This window comes from Anaerocolumna sp. AGMB13025 (genome assembly GCF_029689925.1).
Lineage (GTDB): Bacteria > Bacillota > Clostridia > Lachnospirales > Lachnospiraceae > Anaerocolumna.
Genome location: NZ_CP121445.1, coordinates 1,003,329 through 1,022,241, shown reverse-complemented (window position 1 = coordinate 1,022,241; position 18,913 = coordinate 1,003,329). Strand labels below are relative to the sequence as shown.

General features: G+C 39.5%; 15 protein-coding genes. 2 read left to right on the top strand and 13 right to left on the bottom strand.

What is annotated here, in order from left to right; translation table 11 throughout:
• Positions 1-18: 18 nt before the first annotated feature.
• From QA584_RS04285 to QA584_RS04250, 8 genes are all read right to left on the bottom strand, one after another.
• The gene (locus QA584_RS04285) at positions 19-1,041 is read right to left on the bottom strand and encodes an ABC transporter ATP-binding protein (protein ID WP_278273267.1); all 1,023 of its coding nucleotides are present in this window, start codon (positions 1,039-1,041) and stop codon (positions 19-21) included.
• Positions 1,038-2,741, bottom strand: coding sequence for an ABC transporter substrate-binding protein (locus QA584_RS04280; protein WP_278273266.1), 1,704 nt, complete (start codon positions 2,739-2,741; stop codon positions 1,038-1,040). The genes QA584_RS04285 and QA584_RS04280 overlap by 4 nt, the downstream gene beginning before the upstream one ends.
• A 781-nt stretch (positions 2,742-3,522) precedes the next feature.
• On the bottom strand, positions 3,523-5,004 hold the full coding sequence (locus tag QA584_RS04275; protein WP_278273265.1) for an aldehyde dehydrogenase family protein: 1,482 nt from the start codon (positions 5,002-5,004) through the stop codon (positions 3,523-3,525).
• A gap of 737 nt (positions 5,005-5,741) precedes the next feature.
• Complete coding sequence (locus QA584_RS04270; protein ID WP_278273264.1) at positions 5,742-6,584, bottom strand: SAM hydrolase/SAM-dependent halogenase family protein; 843 nt, start codon at positions 6,582-6,584, stop codon at positions 5,742-5,744.
• A gap of 296 nt (positions 6,585-6,880) precedes the next feature.
• Entirely contained in the window at positions 6,881-8,218 is a 1,338-nt protein-coding gene (locus QA584_RS04265) for a Sapep family Mn(2+)-dependent dipeptidase (RefSeq protein WP_278273263.1), read from the bottom strand.
• A gap of 240 nt (positions 8,219-8,458) precedes the next feature.
• Positions 8,459-9,313 (bottom strand): energy-coupling factor transporter transmembrane component T family protein, encoded by an 855-nt coding sequence (locus QA584_RS04260; RefSeq protein WP_278273262.1) that lies wholly within the window; start codon positions 9,311-9,313, stop codon positions 8,459-8,461.
• A complete protein-coding gene (locus tag QA584_RS04255) occupies positions 9,306-11,012 on the bottom strand; it encodes an ABC transporter ATP-binding protein (RefSeq protein WP_278273261.1) in 1,707 nt (568 codons plus the stop codon). Before QA584_RS04255 ends, QA584_RS04260 begins: the two co-directional genes overlap by 8 nt.
• Positions 11,013-11,028: 16 nt before the next feature.
• Complete coding sequence (locus QA584_RS04250; RefSeq protein WP_278273260.1) at positions 11,029-11,607, bottom strand: ECF-type riboflavin transporter substrate-binding protein; 579 nt, start codon at positions 11,605-11,607, stop codon at positions 11,029-11,031.
• 698 nt (positions 11,608-12,305) lie between these two features.
• Between QA584_RS04250 and QA584_RS04245 the strand changes: the two genes are divergently transcribed.
• A complete protein-coding gene (locus QA584_RS04245) occupies positions 12,306-12,506 on the top strand; it encodes a helix-turn-helix transcriptional regulator (protein WP_278273259.1) in 201 nt (66 codons plus the stop codon).
• The gene (locus QA584_RS04240; protein ID WP_278273258.1) at positions 12,507-13,058 is read left to right on the top strand and encodes a hypothetical protein; all 552 of its coding nucleotides are present in this window, start codon (positions 12,507-12,509) and stop codon (positions 13,056-13,058) included.
• Positions 13,059-13,245: 187 nt separating this feature from the next.
• Here QA584_RS04240 and QA584_RS04235 read toward each other — a convergent pair whose 3' ends face one another.
• The 5 genes from QA584_RS04235 to QA584_RS04215 all read right to left on the bottom strand — a co-directional run bounded on the left by QA584_RS04235 (position 13,246) and on the right by QA584_RS04215 (position 18,833).
• Positions 13,246-13,974 carry a ThuA domain-containing protein gene (locus tag QA584_RS04235; RefSeq protein ID WP_278273257.1) on the bottom strand — a complete coding sequence of 243 codons (729 nt, stop codon included), beginning with the start codon at positions 13,972-13,974 and terminating at the stop codon, positions 13,246-13,248.
• Positions 13,975-14,230: 256 nt separating this feature from the next.
• Entirely contained in the window at positions 14,231-15,664 is a 1,434-nt protein-coding gene (gene purB, locus QA584_RS04230; RefSeq protein ID WP_278273256.1) for an adenylosuccinate lyase, read from the bottom strand.
• Positions 15,665-16,013: 349 nt separating this feature from the next.
• Positions 16,014-17,456: an amidophosphoribosyltransferase gene (purF, locus tag QA584_RS04225; RefSeq protein WP_278273255.1), complete on the bottom strand. Its 1,443-nt coding sequence runs from the start codon at positions 17,454-17,456 to the stop codon at positions 16,014-16,016.
• Positions 17,457-17,642: 186 nt separating this feature from the next.
• Entirely contained in the window at positions 17,643-18,353 is a 711-nt protein-coding gene (purC, locus tag QA584_RS04220) for a phosphoribosylaminoimidazolesuccinocarboxamide synthase (protein ID WP_278273254.1), read from the bottom strand.
• Positions 18,354-18,623: 270 nt separating this feature from the next.
• Positions 18,624-18,833, bottom strand: a complete 210-nt coding sequence (locus QA584_RS04215) for a hypothetical protein (RefSeq protein ID WP_278273253.1) — start codon at positions 18,831-18,833, stop codon at positions 18,624-18,626.
• Between the last annotated feature and the right edge of the window lie 80 nt (positions 18,834-18,913).

The window sequence follows — 18,913 nt, the reverse complement described above, 5'->3', positions numbered from 1 at the left end:
CGCTATTTCTTTACTATGTTACTCACTAACATTACTTCTTTCTGCTATTTTTATTTCAGACGTAACATTCATTATATCTTCCAGGGATCTCCAACAGCGTTTATAATGCCCTTCTTCTGTTTCAATTAACTTCTGCTCCAGACTGCAATCTGGCCCGGCATACGAACATCGGTTGGCAAAACGGCAACCCTTAATCTCCTGATATTGTTCCGGAACTGCTCCCTTAATCGGCACCAGTTCTCTGGTTTCCTTATCCCGTATACTTGGTATTGATTGTAAAAGTGCTCTGGTGTAGGGATGTTCTGTATTCTGAAAGAGATCAGATACCTTTCCTTCTTCTACGATTTGTCCCGCATACATTACCAGTACCCGGTCAGCCATTTCTGCTACCAGCCCCATATCATGGGTAATCAATATAATTGACATATTAAGTTCCTGATTAAGAGTCTTAAGCAGTTCCATAATCTGTGCCTGAATCGTAACATCCAGGGCAGTGGTCGGTTCATCTGCAATCAAAAGCAGCGGATTACAGGCTAAAGCCATAGCAATCATAACCCGCTGTCGCATCCCTCCTGACAGGGTATGGGGATATTTTTTCATAACAAGGTCAGAATCCGGCAGTCCTACCTTTTTAAGCAGATCTGCCGCCCTCTTCCTGGCTTCTTTTTTATCAATTTTTAAGTGGGATACCATGGTTTCTGTTATCTGGTTTCCCACTGTAAATACCGGGTTTAAACTGGTCAGGGCATCCTGAAAAATCATGGTCAGGGCACTTCCTCTTATTTCATCCAGTTCTTTTTCTGTTTTAACAGCTAAGTTTTCACCGTTAAAGGTGATGTCTCCGCCGGTTACCTTACCATTTTTGTCAAGGAGCCCCAGTATCGAAAGAGCGGTTACACTCTTACCGGAACCGGATTCTCCAACGATACAGAGGATTTCTCCAGAGTTTACCTGAAAGCTTACTTTATCAATACGGGTAATTTCCTTTTTGTCTGCGGTGAAGGCTACTTCTAACTCTTTTACCTCTAGTATAGGGGTCATTGTGTCACATCCCAATCCTGAATATTAATAAAGGAACCGTATACATTTGGTGTAGCATTTACCAGACGTTTATTGGCGGCACCTTGTGCACTGATGACATAAGCTGAAATCATAGGTACCTGTTCCTGTACAATCTTATCAATGGTCAGATATTGTGTCTTGATTGCTGCCACATCACTGGTGGTCTGGGTTGCTGACAGGGCATCGGATATCTGAGCATTTGCAAAACCGGTCCAGCCGTCTGCAGATAAAAGCCAGTTAACATCCGGATAAGGATCAACCGGTGCATAGGTATATTGGACTGCCAGCATGTCAAAGCCTTTACTGCCTGCTGTGGTCATAAGGGTTGACAAATCTACGGTATTCACCTGGACTTTAATTCCTACTTCTGCAAGCTGGGCAGTAATGTAATCTGCTGCCTGGGTAAAGGTAGTATCTCCGCTGTTTACATAGAACTGAAGTACTTTGGAGGAATCCCAGCCATTGCTTTCTGCTTCTTTTACAAGGGCTTTTGCTTTTTCCGGATCATAGGCTGTCGGTGTTAAGCTGGAATCATAAAAAGGTCCTGCACTGGATAAAAAGCCGTCTACTACTTCACCTTTTCCATTTAAGAGTCCGGTTATGATAGCCTGACGGTCAAAGCCGCACAAAATAGCCTGACGGATTCTTACATCCGTTATACTGGTAGTGTTAAAAAAGATGGACTGATTAGTTATTGGCGAGCCATAGGTAACATTAACATTATCAAGACCTTCCACTCCAGCATAATCTTCCTGCAAAATGTTACCTGTAGTCTGTTGTACAAAATCTATTTCACCGGACTGAAGGCTGGTTAAGAGCTGAGCAGCCGGCAGAATCTTTATATTTAACTTACCAATCTTTGGAACACCCTTCCAGTACTTATCATTAGCTGTATAGGACACATAATGCTGAAGATCCACATCTGTAATCCGATAAGGTCCGCTTACTACAGTAGGTGCGTTAAACCAGTCATATGCTGCAAGATCCTCCTCAGCCACATCCTTTAATATGTGCTTTGGAAGGGTAAGGATATAACGGCCGTATGTATTTTCAAAGGTAGTGAGTGCCATTTTATACTTGGTGGTAAATTCCACTGTCTTCTCATCCACGGCCTTTACACCGGATATTTCGGTAGCACCCTCCTTCACAAAGCCATCATCTCCGACACCTTCAAAGGCATATAAAGCCATATTAGCATTGGCAAGTTTGGGACTTGCAAGTTTTAGTACTGTAAATACCACATCCTCTGCCGTAACCGGCTGACCATCGGACCATACCGCAGCTTTATCGAGATTAACGGTAAAATGCAGATTATCCTCTGTTGTGATAGAAGAAGCCAGCATACCTTCAAATTCCAGGCTGCTGTTTAATTCCACTAAGGGCAGAAATTCCAGTCCGGTAGAATACTTAAGGATTTCCGTAGCATCCATTAACAGGGGATTACTGGTGGATAAGGTATCTGTCATACCGATGTTAACAATTTTATCTCCTGTCACGGTATTTCCGCTGTCTGAGGTAGTATCCCCGGCTGTTGTTTCTGTAGTGCTTTGGTTTTCACCATTTACAGCAGCCGTATCTTTGTCTCCGGATTTCTGAGTCCCTCCGCATGCTGTTAAGGACAGCATCATAAAAAGTGCCATAAAAAGTGCCGTGATCTTCTTCCCATTCCTTCGATTCATCTTATTCATCCTTCCTTTTGCCAATAGATTCTTATCATGTTAATGCTTGAGAGGATGCTGCATAAAGCGGCATCTCAAAAATATGCACAGACTGCTTATCTTCATAACCCGCAGCAGCATGGCTGCTTCGTAAGTTTCTCTTTCTTACTTTTCCTAAGAGTATTTTTAGTGTTATGTCTTCGCATATATTATTCATATATTCATATTGGTTTAGTATGTATTAATTAAAGTTATTCTACTACCGAAATTATTCCCTGTCAACTCCATTCTGTGTTCCCGTTTCTCTTTTCTGTATTCCTCCTAATTCTTTATCTGCAATCCAACTTCTTTTATTCTGTATTTCAATTTCTTTTTTCTCTGTTCTTGTTCTTTGATATATATCTTTCACCAGATATGATCAAACTTTCTTTACTTGTCATAAAATACCATGTAAATTTATTTTTATGATTATACATCATATATTACCATATCGCAATAGGGTAACTATCTGCATTTTCTTTTATTTGCTATATTCCCCATATTTTCTATTATGATATATGGCAAAAGTAATTATTGATAGGATGGCTGCACTTTTTAACCATCAAATATTCAAATAAAGATATATTTCCTTTCTATACAAGAATATATGAATCTTTGAAATTTATCCATATTAAAAGAAAAAAATACCCATCGCGATTACAACGGGTATATTTTTTTCTTTTATATTTTATATATAGAGTAGATAGCTGTACTAACATTATTATTATCCCATATGACACCAGTTTAACAATAATAATTTAAATTAATGCATAAACCAGCCAATTGGCCCAGTTTCCAGTGCGATATTAACCTGTTTTACTTCCTGGTATTCTTCCAGTCCATGAACGCCAAGCTCCCTGCCAATGCCGCTCATCTTATAACCTCCCCAGGGGGCTTCGTTAAAGGTGGGCTGACAGCAGTTAATCCACATAATTCCTGCTCTTATCTCCTTCATGACACGAAGAGCTCTTGCGCTGTTTAACGTACATACGGTTCCTGCCAGACCATAGGGTGTATCATTTGCAAGGGCAATGGCTTCCTCCTCTGTTTTAAACGTCTGGACCGTAAGGACCGGTCCAAATATTTCTTCTCTTACAATTTTCATCTCCCTGGTACAATGATCAAATATGGTAGGTTTGATAAAGAATCCCTTGGCACACTCACCTTCCATATATCTTTCACCGCCGCAGACAAGTACTGCTCCTTCCTGTATTCCCGACTGAATATACCCCAGTACCTTTTCCATCTGGGCTTTCGTAATAATGGCTCCCATATCCGGGTCTAAAAGACCGGGTCCTATGGTTATGGCTTCGGCCCGCTCCTTTAATCTTGCAAGGAATTTATCTTTGATGCTATCTTCAATAATTAATCTGGAACCGGCAGAACACACCTGTCCGGAGTTAAAGAAAATCCCAATCATTGCCCATTCAATAGCGCCTTCAAAATCACAGTCTGCAAACACAATGTTAGGCGATTTACCGCCAAGTTCCAAACCTATCTTTTTCAGGTTACCGGCTGCCGCCTTCATAATGGATTGACCGGTTTTTGTACTTCCTGTAAAGGTAATCATGTCTACCTCTTCACTTTCAGCAAATACCGCACCAACCTCAGGGCCGGTTCCTAGAACCAGATTGACAGTACCTTTTGGCAGTCCCACCTTTTCAAAGATTTCAAACAGCAGTACCGTTGACAGGGGGGCATTTTCACTGGGCTTAAATACAATACAGTTACCGGCTGCCAGCGCTGGCGCTAACTTCCAGACCGCCATAAGAAGAGGATAATTCCAAGGGGTAATCTGTGCACACACTCCTACCGGTTCGTGAACGGTGTAAGAGTGCATGGGACCGAAACCATTATTTACTTCGTAAACGCCACCCTGAGGCTTTGTTATCAGTCCTGCATAATATTTAAAGCAGGCCGCCGCATCGGATACATCTCCCTGGGCTTCCCGTAACGGTTTCCCATTATCAAGGGTATCCGTCCTTGCCAGTTCCTCTCCACGGGCGGTAATTTCATCAGCAATCTGATACAAGTAGTCTGCGCGGTCGGTTCCAGACATTCTCCGCCATTCCCCGGTTACATAAAAAGCTTCTCTGGCGGCTTTAATAGCAGCTTTCGCATCGGCTTCATTGCTTTCAGTGGTGTAAGCAATAATTTCGCCGTTTGAAGGACATATGATTTCTCTTTTTCTTTCGGTAACCGATAAAACCCACTGTCCATTGATATAATTTTTCTTCGTCTCCATATCATTCTCCTATCCGTGCGCTGCTGCGCACTTAAATTTCTTATTTTTATTCCAAAGCACTTTATCTATTCACAAACTGCTTTGCTTTATCATACCTGACCAAATCATTATTACTTAGTACTTATTAATACTAACCGCATATACCTATGTGAATCCGATCAGCACATTTTGATTGGTAAATGGAATAGACATACCTCCTGCCTGTCAGGGTTTTCTATTTCAAAGGAATTTTCTATAACATAAAACAGACAGCAGAAATCACCATAAGCGACTTCTCTGTCCGTTTATTTCAATCCTCCTGTTTTACTGCTTCTTCGACACTTAAGGCAATCCTATTAGATCAAAGCGTCTGGCTCGCCAGACTCTAGCGCTAATGCGCTGTCACATCAGTGACACCTTCCTGTTCCGTGTCAATCGCCTCCTGCACGGAGCTCTATTTTACAGGATAGTTCAGCAAACTTTCCTCATAAAATAAAAAAGAGAAGCTAAGATGCTAAATTTTAAGCATCCACGCTCCTTTATATCCTTTTTTAATTGGCAATTGCCTCATAGGCAGTCTACTTTGCTTATTCTATTCCTTGTTTCTCTATTTATATTAGCTGTTAAATATTATTATAAACTATGGTATGATACCAGAGTCAATACCTTTTTTGAAATTTGCCCGCAGCTTTTTTTATCTGAGTTTTTTTATCTGTTACCATTGTAAGTTCAATTATCATGAATATAACTTACCCGGTTTATTTCTCAAACTTAACCTTCCAGTCCTGTCCGAAATCCACCTGATAGGTATCCATAAAATTACCCATACTGTTAGCCATAGCTATTTTCATAAGCTCATTGGTATAAACCACCGGTTCACCTTTTTTTACATAGCCAAAGGATTTGGCAAAGGGTACTTTTTCCTGATATATAAGGTCGTTGCCATGATAAATAGCCACCTTAAGAATATCCCCATATGCAAAACCGTTATTAAGAAACTCCTCCACCGGAATGTTACTCCACAGATTTCCGAAGTTAGGGTCGCTGATTTCAAAGATTCCTTCTGCTTTCCCTGGTTTTAGGACCGGTTCTTGTATTTCATGAACTACAATTTCCTGTATCGGGTATGCAGGTCCAACTTCTTCATAGGATATGATTCCGCTGGCAAGTCTGGCAGCACAGTAGCCGAATAAATCCCTTCCATGGAAGATGCTGGTTCCTACTGTAGATTTCAGCCGGTTTATCGTTTCGTCAATTTCCCTTACTTCTTCAATTCCTATGTTCTTCAAAACATGGGTTAAGGCTCCGTTATCCGGAGTTACCACATAATATCCGTCCGTGGTTTTGGCTACCGCTGCCCTTCTTTTCGTACCTACCCCCGGGTCTACCACCGATACGAATATGGTACCTTTTGGCCAGAACCGCATGGACTGGTACAGACGGTAAGAAGCACTCCAGGTATCAAAGTGCGGGATTTCATGGGTACCGTCAAAGATCTCCAGGCTGCGGTCTACGGTTTTTACCACTCCATACATGGAGCAGACCGCACCTTCTTTATAAGTAAAGTCCGTTTGAAATACTAAAATTGGTTTTTCATTCATATCAAAATTGTCCTTCCCGGGTACCTAATTATTTACCCTTCTAGAATTATTTACTGTTTTGAATTATTGTAGTATATAATAATTGCTGAATTATGACTACCTTGTATAATAAATGCTTTGTAATATGACTGTTTGTATCATGACAGCTTTGTATACTGCTTATCTCGTTACTGCTTTGTATCGTGCATTGTCTCGTAACTGCTTTGTATTATAACTGCATTGTATTATTCCACTTTGTATCATGACAGCTTTACATTATAACATTTTGCATTATACAGTCTTATCAAAGCCTTTTATTACATATCCCCAAGGCAACACATGGCTTCCTTATATACCTCAAATAAATTCTCTACCTTTCGGATTTCAATTCTCTCATCAGCCTGATGGGCCAGCATAGGTTCCTCTTTTGTCAAGGGACCAAAGGCAACACAGTTTGCAAGGGCTTTACTGTAGGTGACCCCGCCGCTTATTAAGGGCTTTGCCTGGGTATCTTTTGTAACACGCCGGTAAGTATCCAGCAGCACTTTGATATAAGGTGAATTCACATCCGCTAAGGTAGGTTTATCATCATAACCGATTTCAATCTGAAAAGATCCTAACGCTTCCTTAAGTTTCTCTTTTAATACATCTGAGGTAACACCTAAGGGATAGCGGCAATCCACAACCGCTGTAATACTATTGTTATGAATCTTTAAAATTCCTAAATTTAACGTAAGTTTTCCCATAGGTATCAAGTCATATTCCATACCGGCTCCTTTTCCATAGGAATCATAAAAGCAGTTATACAGCAGACCAGCCAAAGGATCTTTACCTGCCTGCTGTATAACATCCAACAGCATCACCGTGGCATTGGCTCCGTCCTCGGGTCTGGAAGCATGGGCAGCTTTTCCGTGGACTGTGATTTTAAGCTGTTCCTTTTCTTTTATAACCTCTCCGGTATAACCGGACTTATTAAGAACCCGTAAAAACTCGTCCTCCATTTTTAAGTCCTTAATATATGCGACCGCAGCTGGGCTGATTACATTACACTGGACTCCACCCTCTAAGGAAGCAATACAGCTCTTATGATTTCCGGTTATCTGAAACATCAGAGCGCCCTTTTCTCCATAGCTGATTGGGAATTTACCATCTGGTGTAAATGCAAAATCCGGGATTCCTGCCTTTGCTGCATAATACCTCATATCATCCATGGTCCGTTCTTCATCGCCGCCGATTACAAGACGGACTTCATTTTTACAAGGTATGTTATGGTCCTTCATATATTTCAGGGCATAATAGGTAATCATAAGGGGACCTTTCATATCCAGAGTTCCTCTTCCATGGATATATTCTCCTGTAATTCTTCCGTCAAATGGTTCTAAAGTCCAGCCTTCTCCGGGTTCAACCACATCCAGGTGGGAAACCACATCAATCCGTTTTTCTGATTGTTGCCCTTTTATACGGATAGCCAGTGCATGTCCGTCAAACTCTATAACCTCAAAGCCGTCTCTTAAGGCCATTTCCTTTAACCACAGAAATCCTCGGTGCACTTTTTCTCCATAAGGCATGGTTTCCGATACCGTTGCCTCCTCATAGACGGTAGGAATCTTAACCAGTTCGCTGATACCGTTAATCATCTCCTTAAGATAGCTCATTCCTATCACCTTTCTTTTTTTATCTGCTTTATATCTTCTATCTACATTATATCTTCTACCTACTTTATATCTTCTACCTACTTTATATCTTCTACCTACTTTATATCTTTTATATATTTGTTATCTTAATAATATCCCCTGCTTATTTTATATGACATAGGACCACAGGTTATAAGTGACTTCACTTCGTTCACTGTCATAAAATACTTCGGGAACCTTTCATGTATCATGTATCATGTTCTATGAAAACGGATACCACATTTTAGCAGAATGGGGCATAATATTGCGGGTAATAATCCAATAGATACAAAACACTGCTAAAAGGCTGTATATTACTTTCATAATCTGGTCAGACTTTTCTTCTTCCCGCTCACTATAATAAGTGCGGGTCTTTCCCTTGCCGTAACCTCTTAAGTCCATGGCATTGGCAATGTTTCCAACCCGGTCAAAGGAGGTAATGATTAAGGGCATTAAAATCAATATATTTTGCTTTAGACGTGTAAGAATGGAGGCCTTTTTAGGATCCAGCTCAATTCCCCTGACCTGCATGGAAATTTTGATATTCTCAAAATCTCTCCCGATATCCGGAATATAACGAAAGGCAATAGAAAATATGGTACAGATTTTATAGGGCACTTTAACAGAATACAACCCTGCTGCCAATTCCGAAGGGGTAATGGATAACACAAAGGTCATTGAAACCATCAGTGAGGTCATCATCTTAAAAAACCGGATAGACAGATACCATATGCTTTCTGCCGATATAAAATACCTTTCTGTAAACCGCAGCAATACCGTATTACTGCCGCCGCACCAGTCACTGCCGCAGTAGGGCTTTACTACCCAGTACAGAATAATATTAATGGAATTCATGATAATTGCGATAATAAATATGTATTTAAGGGTTTTCCATTTAGGCTTTAGGGATATCAGCCCTGCAAAGCTGATTATAAACAAGGGAAGCAACAGCCGGATATCAAAGGACATGATAATATAGACCAGAAGAATCAGGAACATTCTTACTTTGGTTTTTCCGGTCAATTTATGCAGCCAGGTACTTCCCGGGATAAGATTGATCAGCAGTTCGTTATTCATGCTCTTTCATCATCCTTTCATAAGCAATAAAATGCTCAATATATTCCTCCGGACTAAAATCCAGACGTTTTGCCAGGGTATAAAGGGACGTCTGCTTTAAATTGGCCTGTTCAATCACTTCATTGTCTGAAAGCACCTTATACACGGAATCATCTGCAATCAGCCTGCCTTCTGCAAATACAACGGCTCGGTCTGTATACTGTATTGCCAAATGCATATCATGGGTAATAAATATAATAGTAATTCCGTATTCTTTATTAAGTTCCTCCAAAAAATTCATAATCTCTGTGTAATGGAAATAATCCTGTCCGGCTGTGGGTTCATCCAGTATAATGACTTCCGGCTCTAATACCAGAATGGACGCTATGGTAATCCGCTTTCTCTGCCCATAGCTGACAGCCGTTACAGGCCAGTTCCTCATCCCATAAAGCCCGCACATTTTGAGGGTCTTCTCAACGGCTTCATCAATTTCGTCCTTACTTTTCCCCCTCAGTACAAGGGCAAGTTCCACTTCTTCCCGAATAAAGTTCTTAACCAGCATCTGATTGGGATTTTGCATAACAAATCCGATTTTTTCACCGATTTCCTTAATAGATAATGTTAGATAATCCTGTCCGTTGATATAGATGCTTCCTCTTAAGGGTCTTTCAATACCGCAGATTAATTTTGCCATAGTACTTTTTCCAGCACCATTTTTTCCTACAAAGGCAATCTTTTCACCTTTTCTTATGGAAAATGATATATCTTTTAGTACTTCCTCCTTACCATAGGAATAGGATACTTTGTCCGCTCTAAGAACTTCACTGCCTAATTTGGGTATATACTTTTCCCAATTAAATTTCTGCTGCTTAATCAGCTTTTCCTCAAAGGAATCTAAATTCATATGATAAATATCGGACAAATTCTGATCTTTATAAAATTGACAGCCTGCATATTTCATAGCCAGAATATAAAGAGGTTCCCTAATTCCATATTCCGGTAAAAGCCCCGACGCTAAGAGTTCATCCGGTACACCGTTAAAGATGATTTTCCCATCGTTCATCAGAACAACCCGGTCTACCTGCCGGTATAGGACATCCTCCAGACGATGTTCAATGATTACGACTGTTTTATCCTGTTCTTTTTGGATCCGGTCGATTAAATCCACCGCATACATTCCCATCTTAGGGTCTAAAGCCGCTAAAGGTTCATCAAAGATTAATAAATCCACATTATCATGAATGACACCTGCAAGGGCAACTTTCTGCTTCTGCCCTCCAGATAATTCATAAGGTACATGGAGGAGGAATTCCTCCATTCCCACTGTTTCACTTGCTTTTTGCACCTTGGGAAGCATATCTTTACGGGGCATGCTGTCATTTTCCAGGGCAAAGGCGATATCCTCTCCTACGGAGAGTCCTACAAACTGAGCATCGGAATCCTGCAGAACCGTTCCGACAATACGGCTCAATGCAAAAATGCTGGCATCTTTCGTTTCCATGCCAGCAATTTTAAGAGAGCCGGTTACAGTACCTTCATAAGAAAATGGATTTAATCCATTCATACAATTAACCAGAGTTGATTTGCCGCTGCCGCTAGGACCAAGCAACAATACTTTTTCTCCCTGATAAATTGTAAGATTAATATTATGTAAGGTGGCTCCTGTTTGAGATTTATATTTAAATCCAAAATCCTTAAATTCTACGATTGGTTTTTTCATTTTACAACTGCGCTTTCTATTCGAGGGTTAAATTCGTATTGCGTGCATTGCGCTTTGATAAAGCAAACAGAATCGGGATACCGATAATAGTCAGTACCAGAGTATTGGCAATTCCGCCGGATAAAGACTGAACAAAAGTAACTTCCAGCTCACCGCCGTAAAAAAGAACGGTAAAAATAGGTGTTACCACACCAAAGGCAAAGGCATTACCAATGATACAGGTAATTACATAAATAACCGCGTGGCGCAATTTAAAGATACCATCATTAATCCTGGCACCATAAAGGGGAAGAAGTCCAACAATAAAACCTAACACACCATTGCCAATGGACCAGTCAAACCAATACCCCCAGCCCCCGATTAAGTCTGCTATGGTATTACCTACCAGACAGGTAATAAATGCAGGTACCGGACCGAACATACCGCCGACAATAACTGGTATAATCATGGCAGTTGTCAGTTTCGTATTCGTAAATACCGGTATTCCTCCAATGTTCATCAATACCCCAAATAAAGCTGCACCAATTGCAATTACTACAACAGTCTTGGTATTCCAGACACCAAGGATTGTTTTAAAGATACTTTTTTCTTTCATTCGTATTTACCTCCGTTTTGATTTTACGTTTTATCCTATATTAAAATCTCCTGTTACTTTTAGTACTTTCACAGTTACAGGACATCTTACGATGCCGATGCTCACAAAACTGATTTGCTCATCAATCCTGGTGTAGAAATATCCGATTTGACTTCTTGCTTTTTGAGGTTCCACTTCTTGCTTTTGAGATTCCGATTCCTTATACTCTCTGAAAAATATCTGATCGACCCGTGTCAGAAATTAACTAACTGAAATAAATACAAGCTGACATTATGAGAAAGAATTACTTATACACAGGCAGCTCATACATATATCCTATTATTCATATTATAATTTAGCTTTTTAATTATTGGTAGTATATTCCATAAACATATGGTTGTCAACAGAAAACATGCCAATATTTAAAAGAAATTTTATATTAATTTTATATTAATTTTATAATAACTTTATAATGATTCGAGTGGTTTAGAGGTCAATTATGTGTTTTGAATAACTATGTTAAAACCAAGATTTCTCAAAAAAATAATATAAAATAAATATAAACTATTAAACGCCAGTATTAAAAATGTAATATATATTTGACATTTATCAACTTATATTGTACAATCTTTTTAGAAAAATGCAATCAGCCGAATTCCGAATTCAGACCAACAATGCTAAAGTCAAAATGAGCATCAAAGAGGTGATCGAATCCAAATATGAAAAATAAAAAGATGAAAATAGCCCGGATTGAATGTGATATGACTCAGGATGATCTGGCGAGAGCAGTGGGAGTTACCAGGCAGACTATCAGTATGATCGAAGCTGGGAACTATAATCCCACCTTAAAGCTTTGTATAGCAATCTGCAGTAAACTGAATAAAACACTGAATGATTTATTTTGGGAGGATGAAACGTAAATGAAACTTAAAGAAACAATAAGAAATTTAGCTTCCAGAGGCGATGAACGTACCCTTGCCGGTGTAGGCAAAGCGTCCGTCATAACTTTATATTTTACTTATATCTATCTGATTTTAATCATGGTTATAAAAATATTAAAAACCAAGAGTTTTGATTCTTCGGTATCTGATGTAATATTATTCTTATTAATTACCGCTACCTTTCTGATATCTTCAAGGCTTAATAAAGAATACAGTCCATCCCTGCCGGTATCTATGATTGGAAAAACACTGAATACAGATTTAACCGGAAAAGGGAAACAGAATCGAATCTTTAAGTATCTTCGGGATTCCGTTATCACTACGCTAAGTATAACTTTGGGGGTATATCTCTTAAATTGGTATACGAAAGGCAGTGATTCCTATAAAGAATCCGGTTTTCTCTCAGAAACCGTGACCTGGCTGATAACACTTTTTGTAGTATCGTTTTTCACTAATTACTCTTTGAACGAGAGAAAAATAAAGAAATATGTCCGCTATTTGCAAGAACTTGAGAAAGAGGAGGAAGAATAGAACTCAATCGGAATCCAAACAAAAATAACCCAAGCTAACCTATGACTGATGATTTCATACGAAAAGCACCTTCCCTGACAAACTGTCTAGAATCGTATCATTCAATACATAAGACAGCATGACAGAGTGGGTGCTTCTATCATTCATCCGGTTATTTAATCTTTCTGTTTATGGGTAATACTTTCTACTATGCTCTGAACTTAACTACCGGCGGCACATTACCGTATTTTACCTCCGGAGTATTGACCGGGCAGGCCCACTTAACGGCATTGGTTATAACCTTCTGAACCTCAGGCATATGATAAACCGGAAAAGTTTCATGACCGGGACGGAAGTAGAAAATCCTTCCCTTTCCTCTGTTCCAGCAGCAGCCGCTTCTAAATACTTCTCCTCCCTCAAACCAGCTAATAAAAACCTGCTCATCGGGCTGAGGTATATTAAAGTGTTCTCCATACATCTCTTCTGCCGGGATAATAAACTTCTCCTCCATTCCGTCGCAGATTGGATGTCCCGGATTTACAGACCAGATTATTTCTTTCTCACCGTCTTCTCTCCATTTTAGTGATTCTGTGGCAGTACCCAATAACTTACTGAATATTTTAGAAGCATGTCCGGAGTGCAGTACAATTAATCCCATACCCTCCAGTACACGGTGATAAACCCTTTCTACGATTGCATCTTCCACTTTATCATGAGCCATATGACCCCACCAGATTAAAACATCTGTATTACTTAGTACTTCTTCGGTTAACCCGTGTTCCGGCATAGTCAGCGTGGCGGTTTTTACATCCATACCTGCTTCTTCTAAAAATTTTGCAATACAACCGTGTATTCCCTCAGGATATACTGCTGCAGCTTCTTTTAATTCAATTTCATGTAGATATTCATTCCATACTGTAACCTTAATCTGTCCCATATCTAATCTCCATTTCAAATATTGGCTGCCCAGACACAATTGACTGGAAATCTCAGCCATTCTGATGATTTTTTAGCTATATTATAATGTACCACTTTTTACTGTATTTGAAAAGCTTCTACAAGATATTTATCATTTTTTAACCTAAAAAGCTGAATCTGGTATTGTCCTGCAAAAGCGAAGGGATAAAGGTGTTAAAACCGCAGAACCACATGCAAAGGAAGTTATGTTTATCTACTGCAAAATGGTTTCTTTATCATACTTTAATATCGGCTTTTAAACCCAATAACGCTTTATTCTCATTCAAAATCGGTAAAATAACCTCAGTAATAAATTCTTCCACCTGCTGCTCGGAACGTCCGGTATATTTAGACGGATCCATCGTATTCTTAAGTTCCTCCAAAGACATGTTAAAGGAAGGATCTGCAGCAATCAGTTCCAGAAGATTGTTGTCAAGACCGTACTCCTTCACATTTCTTCCGGCTTCCATGGATAAGGTTCTGATTTTTTCATGCAGTTCCTGTCTGTCACCGCCAAGCTTAACGGCATCCATCATAATGTTTTCCGTTGCCATAAAAGGAAGTTCTGCCATAAGGCGCTTTTCAATTACCTTGGGATAAACCACCAGACCGTCTACTACATTGAGATATAAGTCTAATATACCGTCTACCGCAAGGAACGCTTCGGGAATACTAATCCGCTTATTCGCTGAATCATCCAGGGTTCTTTCAAACCACTGGGTTGCAGATGTAATTGCAGGGTTCATCACATCAGCCATTACATAATTAGCAAGAGAAGCGATACGTTCACTTCTCATAGGATTCCGTTTATAAGCCATAGCTGAAGAACCAATCTGGTTCTTTTCAAAAGGCTCTTCGATTTCTTTTAAATGCTGTAACAGCCTGATATCATTCGAAAATTTATGGGCACTGGCTGCAATACCGGCAAGGATATTCACCACTCTGGTATCTACCTTACGGGAATAGGTCTGTCCCGATACAGGGTAGCAATCAGTAAAGCCTACTTTTTCAGCAATCAGCTTATCCAGTCGTTTAATTCTGTCATGGTCACCGTCAAATAGTTCTAAGAAACTGGCCTGGGTTCCGGTGGTGCCTTTCGAGCCTAATAATCTCATACTGTCTATTACATAACAGATATCATCATAATCCAGTTTTAATTCCATTAACCAAAGAGCAGCTCTTTTACCAACAGTAGTCGGCTGCGCCGGCTGAAAATGGGTAAACGCCAGCGTCGGCAGTCCCTTATACTTCATGGCAAACTTAGACAGTTCATCCATTACATTCAGAAGTTTCTTTTTCACCAGCTTTAAAGCTTCCGTCATAACGATGATATCCGTATTATCTCCTACATAACAGGAGGTTGCGCCTAAATGGATAATACCCTTTGCATTAGGACACTGAACGCCGTAGGCATAAACATGGGACATTACATCATGACGTACCAGGGCTTCTCTTTCCTTTGCCACATCATAATTAATATCGTCCTGATATTTCTTTAATTCTTCAATTTGTTCCTCTGTTATTGCTAACCCCAGCTCTTTCTCGGCTTCTGCTAAAGCCACCCATAACTTTCTCCAGGTCCTAAACTTCATATCCGGGGAAAAAATATACTGCATTTCTTTACCGGCATAGCGTTCGGACAAAGGGCTTACATATTTATCGTAACTCATAAAATCCTCCTGATGCTGCAACTAATATGGACTATTTCCTATTTATGTTCCATACTCCATTTTATTATCTACTATTTAAGATTCTGTTATTAAATACCGTTTCATAAAACTTTGAACACACATATTTTGCGGTTCATAAAAAACTTTGAACACACATATTTTCCGTTTTATGAGACTTTGACTCACTCCGGTAAGACACACCGGGGTACATAACTAATCCATAACAGAACTCAACCAATTATATCATATCGTTTCTGCATTAACCATACGTAAATTATATCTGTCAGACATGACAAACCGCTGTCATGTAATAAAATCTTCCAGTTCACTGAGTATGATACTTTGTTTCTTATCTGTCGTACTCTCCCCTGATATCTTCCTTCGGGGGTTCCACCGGATAATTTCCGGTAAAACAAGCATCACAGTAACCGGTATCTCCGTTAATCAGTTCACTTAAGCGGTCTACGGACAGATAGCCTAAGGAATCTGCTCCGATTACCTCCCGGATCTGTTCTACGGTATTATTATGGGCAATCAATTGATCATCGGAAGGTACGTCGGTACCAAAGTAGCAGGGATATAAAAAGGGCGGGGAACTAATTCTGACATGAACCTCGGTGGCTCCTGCATTTTTAAGCATTCTTACGATTCTTTCACTGGTAGTTCCTCTTACGATTGAATCATCAATCATAATAACACGTTTGCCTTTTACAACGTCCTTTAATACATTTAGTTTAATCCTGACACTGGATTCCCGCATGGATTGTTTAGGTTTAATAAAAGTACGTCCAACATAACTGTTCTTTACAAAAGCCGTGGCGTACTGGATGCCGGATTCAAAGGAATATCCCATAGCGGCCGCATTACCGGAATCAGGTACTCCGATTACTAAGTCTGCCTCTACCGGATAGGTCTGGGCTAGAATCCTTCCTGCCATAATTCTTGAATTATAAACGCTTACGGAATCCAGACAGCTGTCGGGTCTGGCAAAATAGATATATTCAAAGATACACTTGGCAGCTTTCGCCTGAACCATGGAGGTATCGGAGTGGATACCGTCCTTATCAATCATTACAACTTCCCCTGGCTGTACATCACGGATAAATTCTGCATCCACTGCATCTAAGGCAGAACTTTCGGACGCCAGAACATAGGTATTCTCTCTTTTGCCAATACAAAGGGGACGGAAACCAAAGGGATCTCTGGCACCAATTAATTTTCTTGGGCTCATGATTACCAAAGAGTAAGCACCTTTTAACTTTAACATAGCCTTTTTCACCGCTTCTTCTACACTGCCTGTCTGTAACCGTTCTCTGGCAATGAGATAAGCAATTACTTCTGAATCAATGGTGGTTTGGAATATTGCACCGGTATAGGCCAGCTCGTCCTTTAATTCCAGGGCATTAACCAGGTTACCGTTATGTGCTAAACCTAACGTACCTTTTACATAATTTAATACCAGGGGCTGGGTGTTTTCCCGATTGCTGGCTCCAGCCGTTGAGTAACGTACATGTCCTAAACCGATATTTCCGTTTAAAGAATCAAGACTCTCTGGGGTAAATACCTCATTGACCAGACCCATGCCTTTATAGGATTTTACGCTTCCTTTCGGTCCATTGGTGTCACTTACTGCGATACCACAGCTTTCCTGACCTCTGTGCTGAAGTGCAAATAAACCGTAATAAATAGAGGAAGCCACATCCTTGCCGTCAAAATCATAGATGCCAAAGACACCGCATTCCTCATGTATTTCGTCTGAAATATAGTTATCAACCTTATTACTATTATTCATCGCAATTTCCTTTCTATATAAAGTGTTAAAATGGATAAATAAGCCGAAGGACTTATTTAATCATATTTCTCCGGATTTTCATGCGTCATTTTAAATTACTCCAGTGGCTGAAAAATGGACAATATGTTATACTATTGTCCATTTTTCGTTAACCGATTCCATCCGTTCGGACAGGCGGTACTGTTTTTATTTAGCCAGACCAAGACGTTTTAATACTTCCTGATAGGCGTCTTCTACATTGCCTAAGTCTCTTCTAAAACGGTCTTTATCTAATTTATCGTGTGTCTTGATATCCCAAAGTCTGCAGGTATCCGGTGAAATTTCATCTGCTAAGATTACTTCTCCCTTGTATCTGCCAAATTCTATTTTAAAATCGATTAATTCAATTCCACATTCTTCAAAATACTTGCAAAGTACTTCATTTACTTTAAAAGTTAGTTCAGTAATACGATCAATTTCTTCTCTGGTAGCTGCACCAATGGCAATGGCATAATAGTCATTAATCATAGGATCACCCAAATCATCATCTTTATAGCTGAATTCCAGTGTGGGGCATAATAATTTTATGCCTTCCTCCATACCAAGTTTTTTAGCAAAGCTTCCTGCGGATACATTACGTACGATTACTTCAAGCGGTACGATTTCAACTTTCTTCACAGCCGTTTCCCTGTCACTTAATTCCTCAATATAATGTGTGGGTACCCCTTCTTTTTCAAGCAACTGGAATATGTGGTTGGACATTCTGTTATTAATTACACCTTTTCCAACGATGGTTCCTTTTTTTAAGCCATTAAAAGCGGTTGCATCATCCTTATAATCAACGATATATACGTCTTCGTTATCTGTCTTAAATACTTTCTTGGCTTTTCCTTCATAAAGCATATCTAATTTTTTCATTTCGGCTCCTATCTGCGTGTGTCACGCCACATTCAGTAACAGTGAAGTATGGTAAACTTGTCTACGAACTTTACACTTATATTATAGCGAACCTTGGAAGTTTAGCAATAGATTTATAGGTGTTTACCCTTATTTTCTCCTAATCAAGTTAATAAGCATTACTTATCAACCGGTATATACCTATAACTAATAACTATAAACAAATTAATAAATCCTATCATTTCAGCCAGTTTAGCTAAAATATATCACCCCATACACAAAATTATAGCTTTATCTATCTGAGTCCATCATATTTTTATCTGAGCCTATCATTATTTTATCTGAGTCCATCATACTTTTATCTGAGCCCATCATAATTTCATCTGAGCCCATCATAATTTCATCTGAGCCCATCATATTTTCATCTGAGCCCATCATATTTTCATCTGAGCCCATCATAATTTCATCTGAGCCCATCATATTTTCATCTGAGCCCATCATAAGCACTACTCATTATATTTGCAATGTATGCTCCTTGCCTTGCAGATCTTTCCTATATAAAAAATTATGAAACTTTCATA

What these genes read in the sequence shown, in the direction of transcription:
- QA584_RS04285 (WP_278273267.1), bottom strand. Translation starts at nt 1,041, where the DNA reads ATGACCCCTATACTAGAGGTAAAAGAGTTAGAAGTAGCCTTCACCGCA.
- QA584_RS04280 (WP_278273266.1), bottom strand. Translation starts at nt 2,741, where the DNA reads ATGAATCGAAGGAATGGGAAGAAGATCACGGCACTTTTTATGGCACTT.
- QA584_RS04275 (WP_278273265.1), bottom strand. Translation starts at nt 5,004, where the DNA reads ATGGAGACGAAGAAAAATTATATCAATGGACAGTGGGTTTTATCGGTT.
- QA584_RS04270 (WP_278273264.1), bottom strand. Translation starts at nt 6,584, where the DNA reads ATGAATGAAAAACCAATTTTAGTATTTCAAACGGACTTTACTTATAAA.
- QA584_RS04265 (WP_278273263.1), bottom strand. Translation starts at nt 8,218, where the DNA reads ATGAGCTATCTTAAGGAGATGATTAACGGTATCAGCGAACTGGTTAAG.
- QA584_RS04260 (WP_278273262.1), bottom strand. Translation starts at nt 9,313, where the DNA reads ATGAATAACGAACTGCTGATCAATCTTATCCCGGGAAGTACCTGGCTG.
- QA584_RS04255 (WP_278273261.1), bottom strand. Translation starts at nt 11,012, where the DNA reads ATGAAAAAACCAATCGTAGAATTTAAGGATTTTGGATTTAAATATAAA.
- QA584_RS04250 (WP_278273260.1), bottom strand. Translation starts at nt 11,607, where the DNA reads ATGAAAGAAAAAAGTATCTTTAAAACAATCCTTGGTGTCTGGAATACC.
- QA584_RS04245 (WP_278273259.1), top strand. Translation starts at nt 12,306, where the DNA reads ATGAAAAATAAAAAGATGAAAATAGCCCGGATTGAATGTGATATGACT.
- QA584_RS04240 (WP_278273258.1), top strand. Translation starts at nt 12,507, where the DNA reads ATGAAACTTAAAGAAACAATAAGAAATTTAGCTTCCAGAGGCGATGAA.
- QA584_RS04235 (WP_278273257.1), bottom strand. Translation starts at nt 13,974, where the DNA reads ATGGGACAGATTAAGGTTACAGTATGGAATGAATATCTACATGAAATT.
- purB (WP_278273256.1), bottom strand. Translation starts at nt 15,664, where the DNA reads ATGAGTTACGATAAATATGTAAGCCCTTTGTCCGAACGCTATGCCGGT.
- purF (WP_278273255.1), bottom strand. Translation starts at nt 17,456, where the DNA reads ATGAATAATAGTAATAAGGTTGATAACTATATTTCAGACGAAATACAT.
- purC (WP_278273254.1), bottom strand. Translation starts at nt 18,353, where the DNA reads ATGAAAAAATTAGATATGCTTTATGAAGGAAAAGCCAAGAAAGTATTT.
- QA584_RS04215 (WP_278273253.1), bottom strand. Translation starts at nt 18,833, where the DNA reads ATGATGGGCTCAGATGAAAATATGATGGGCTCAGATGAAATTATGATG.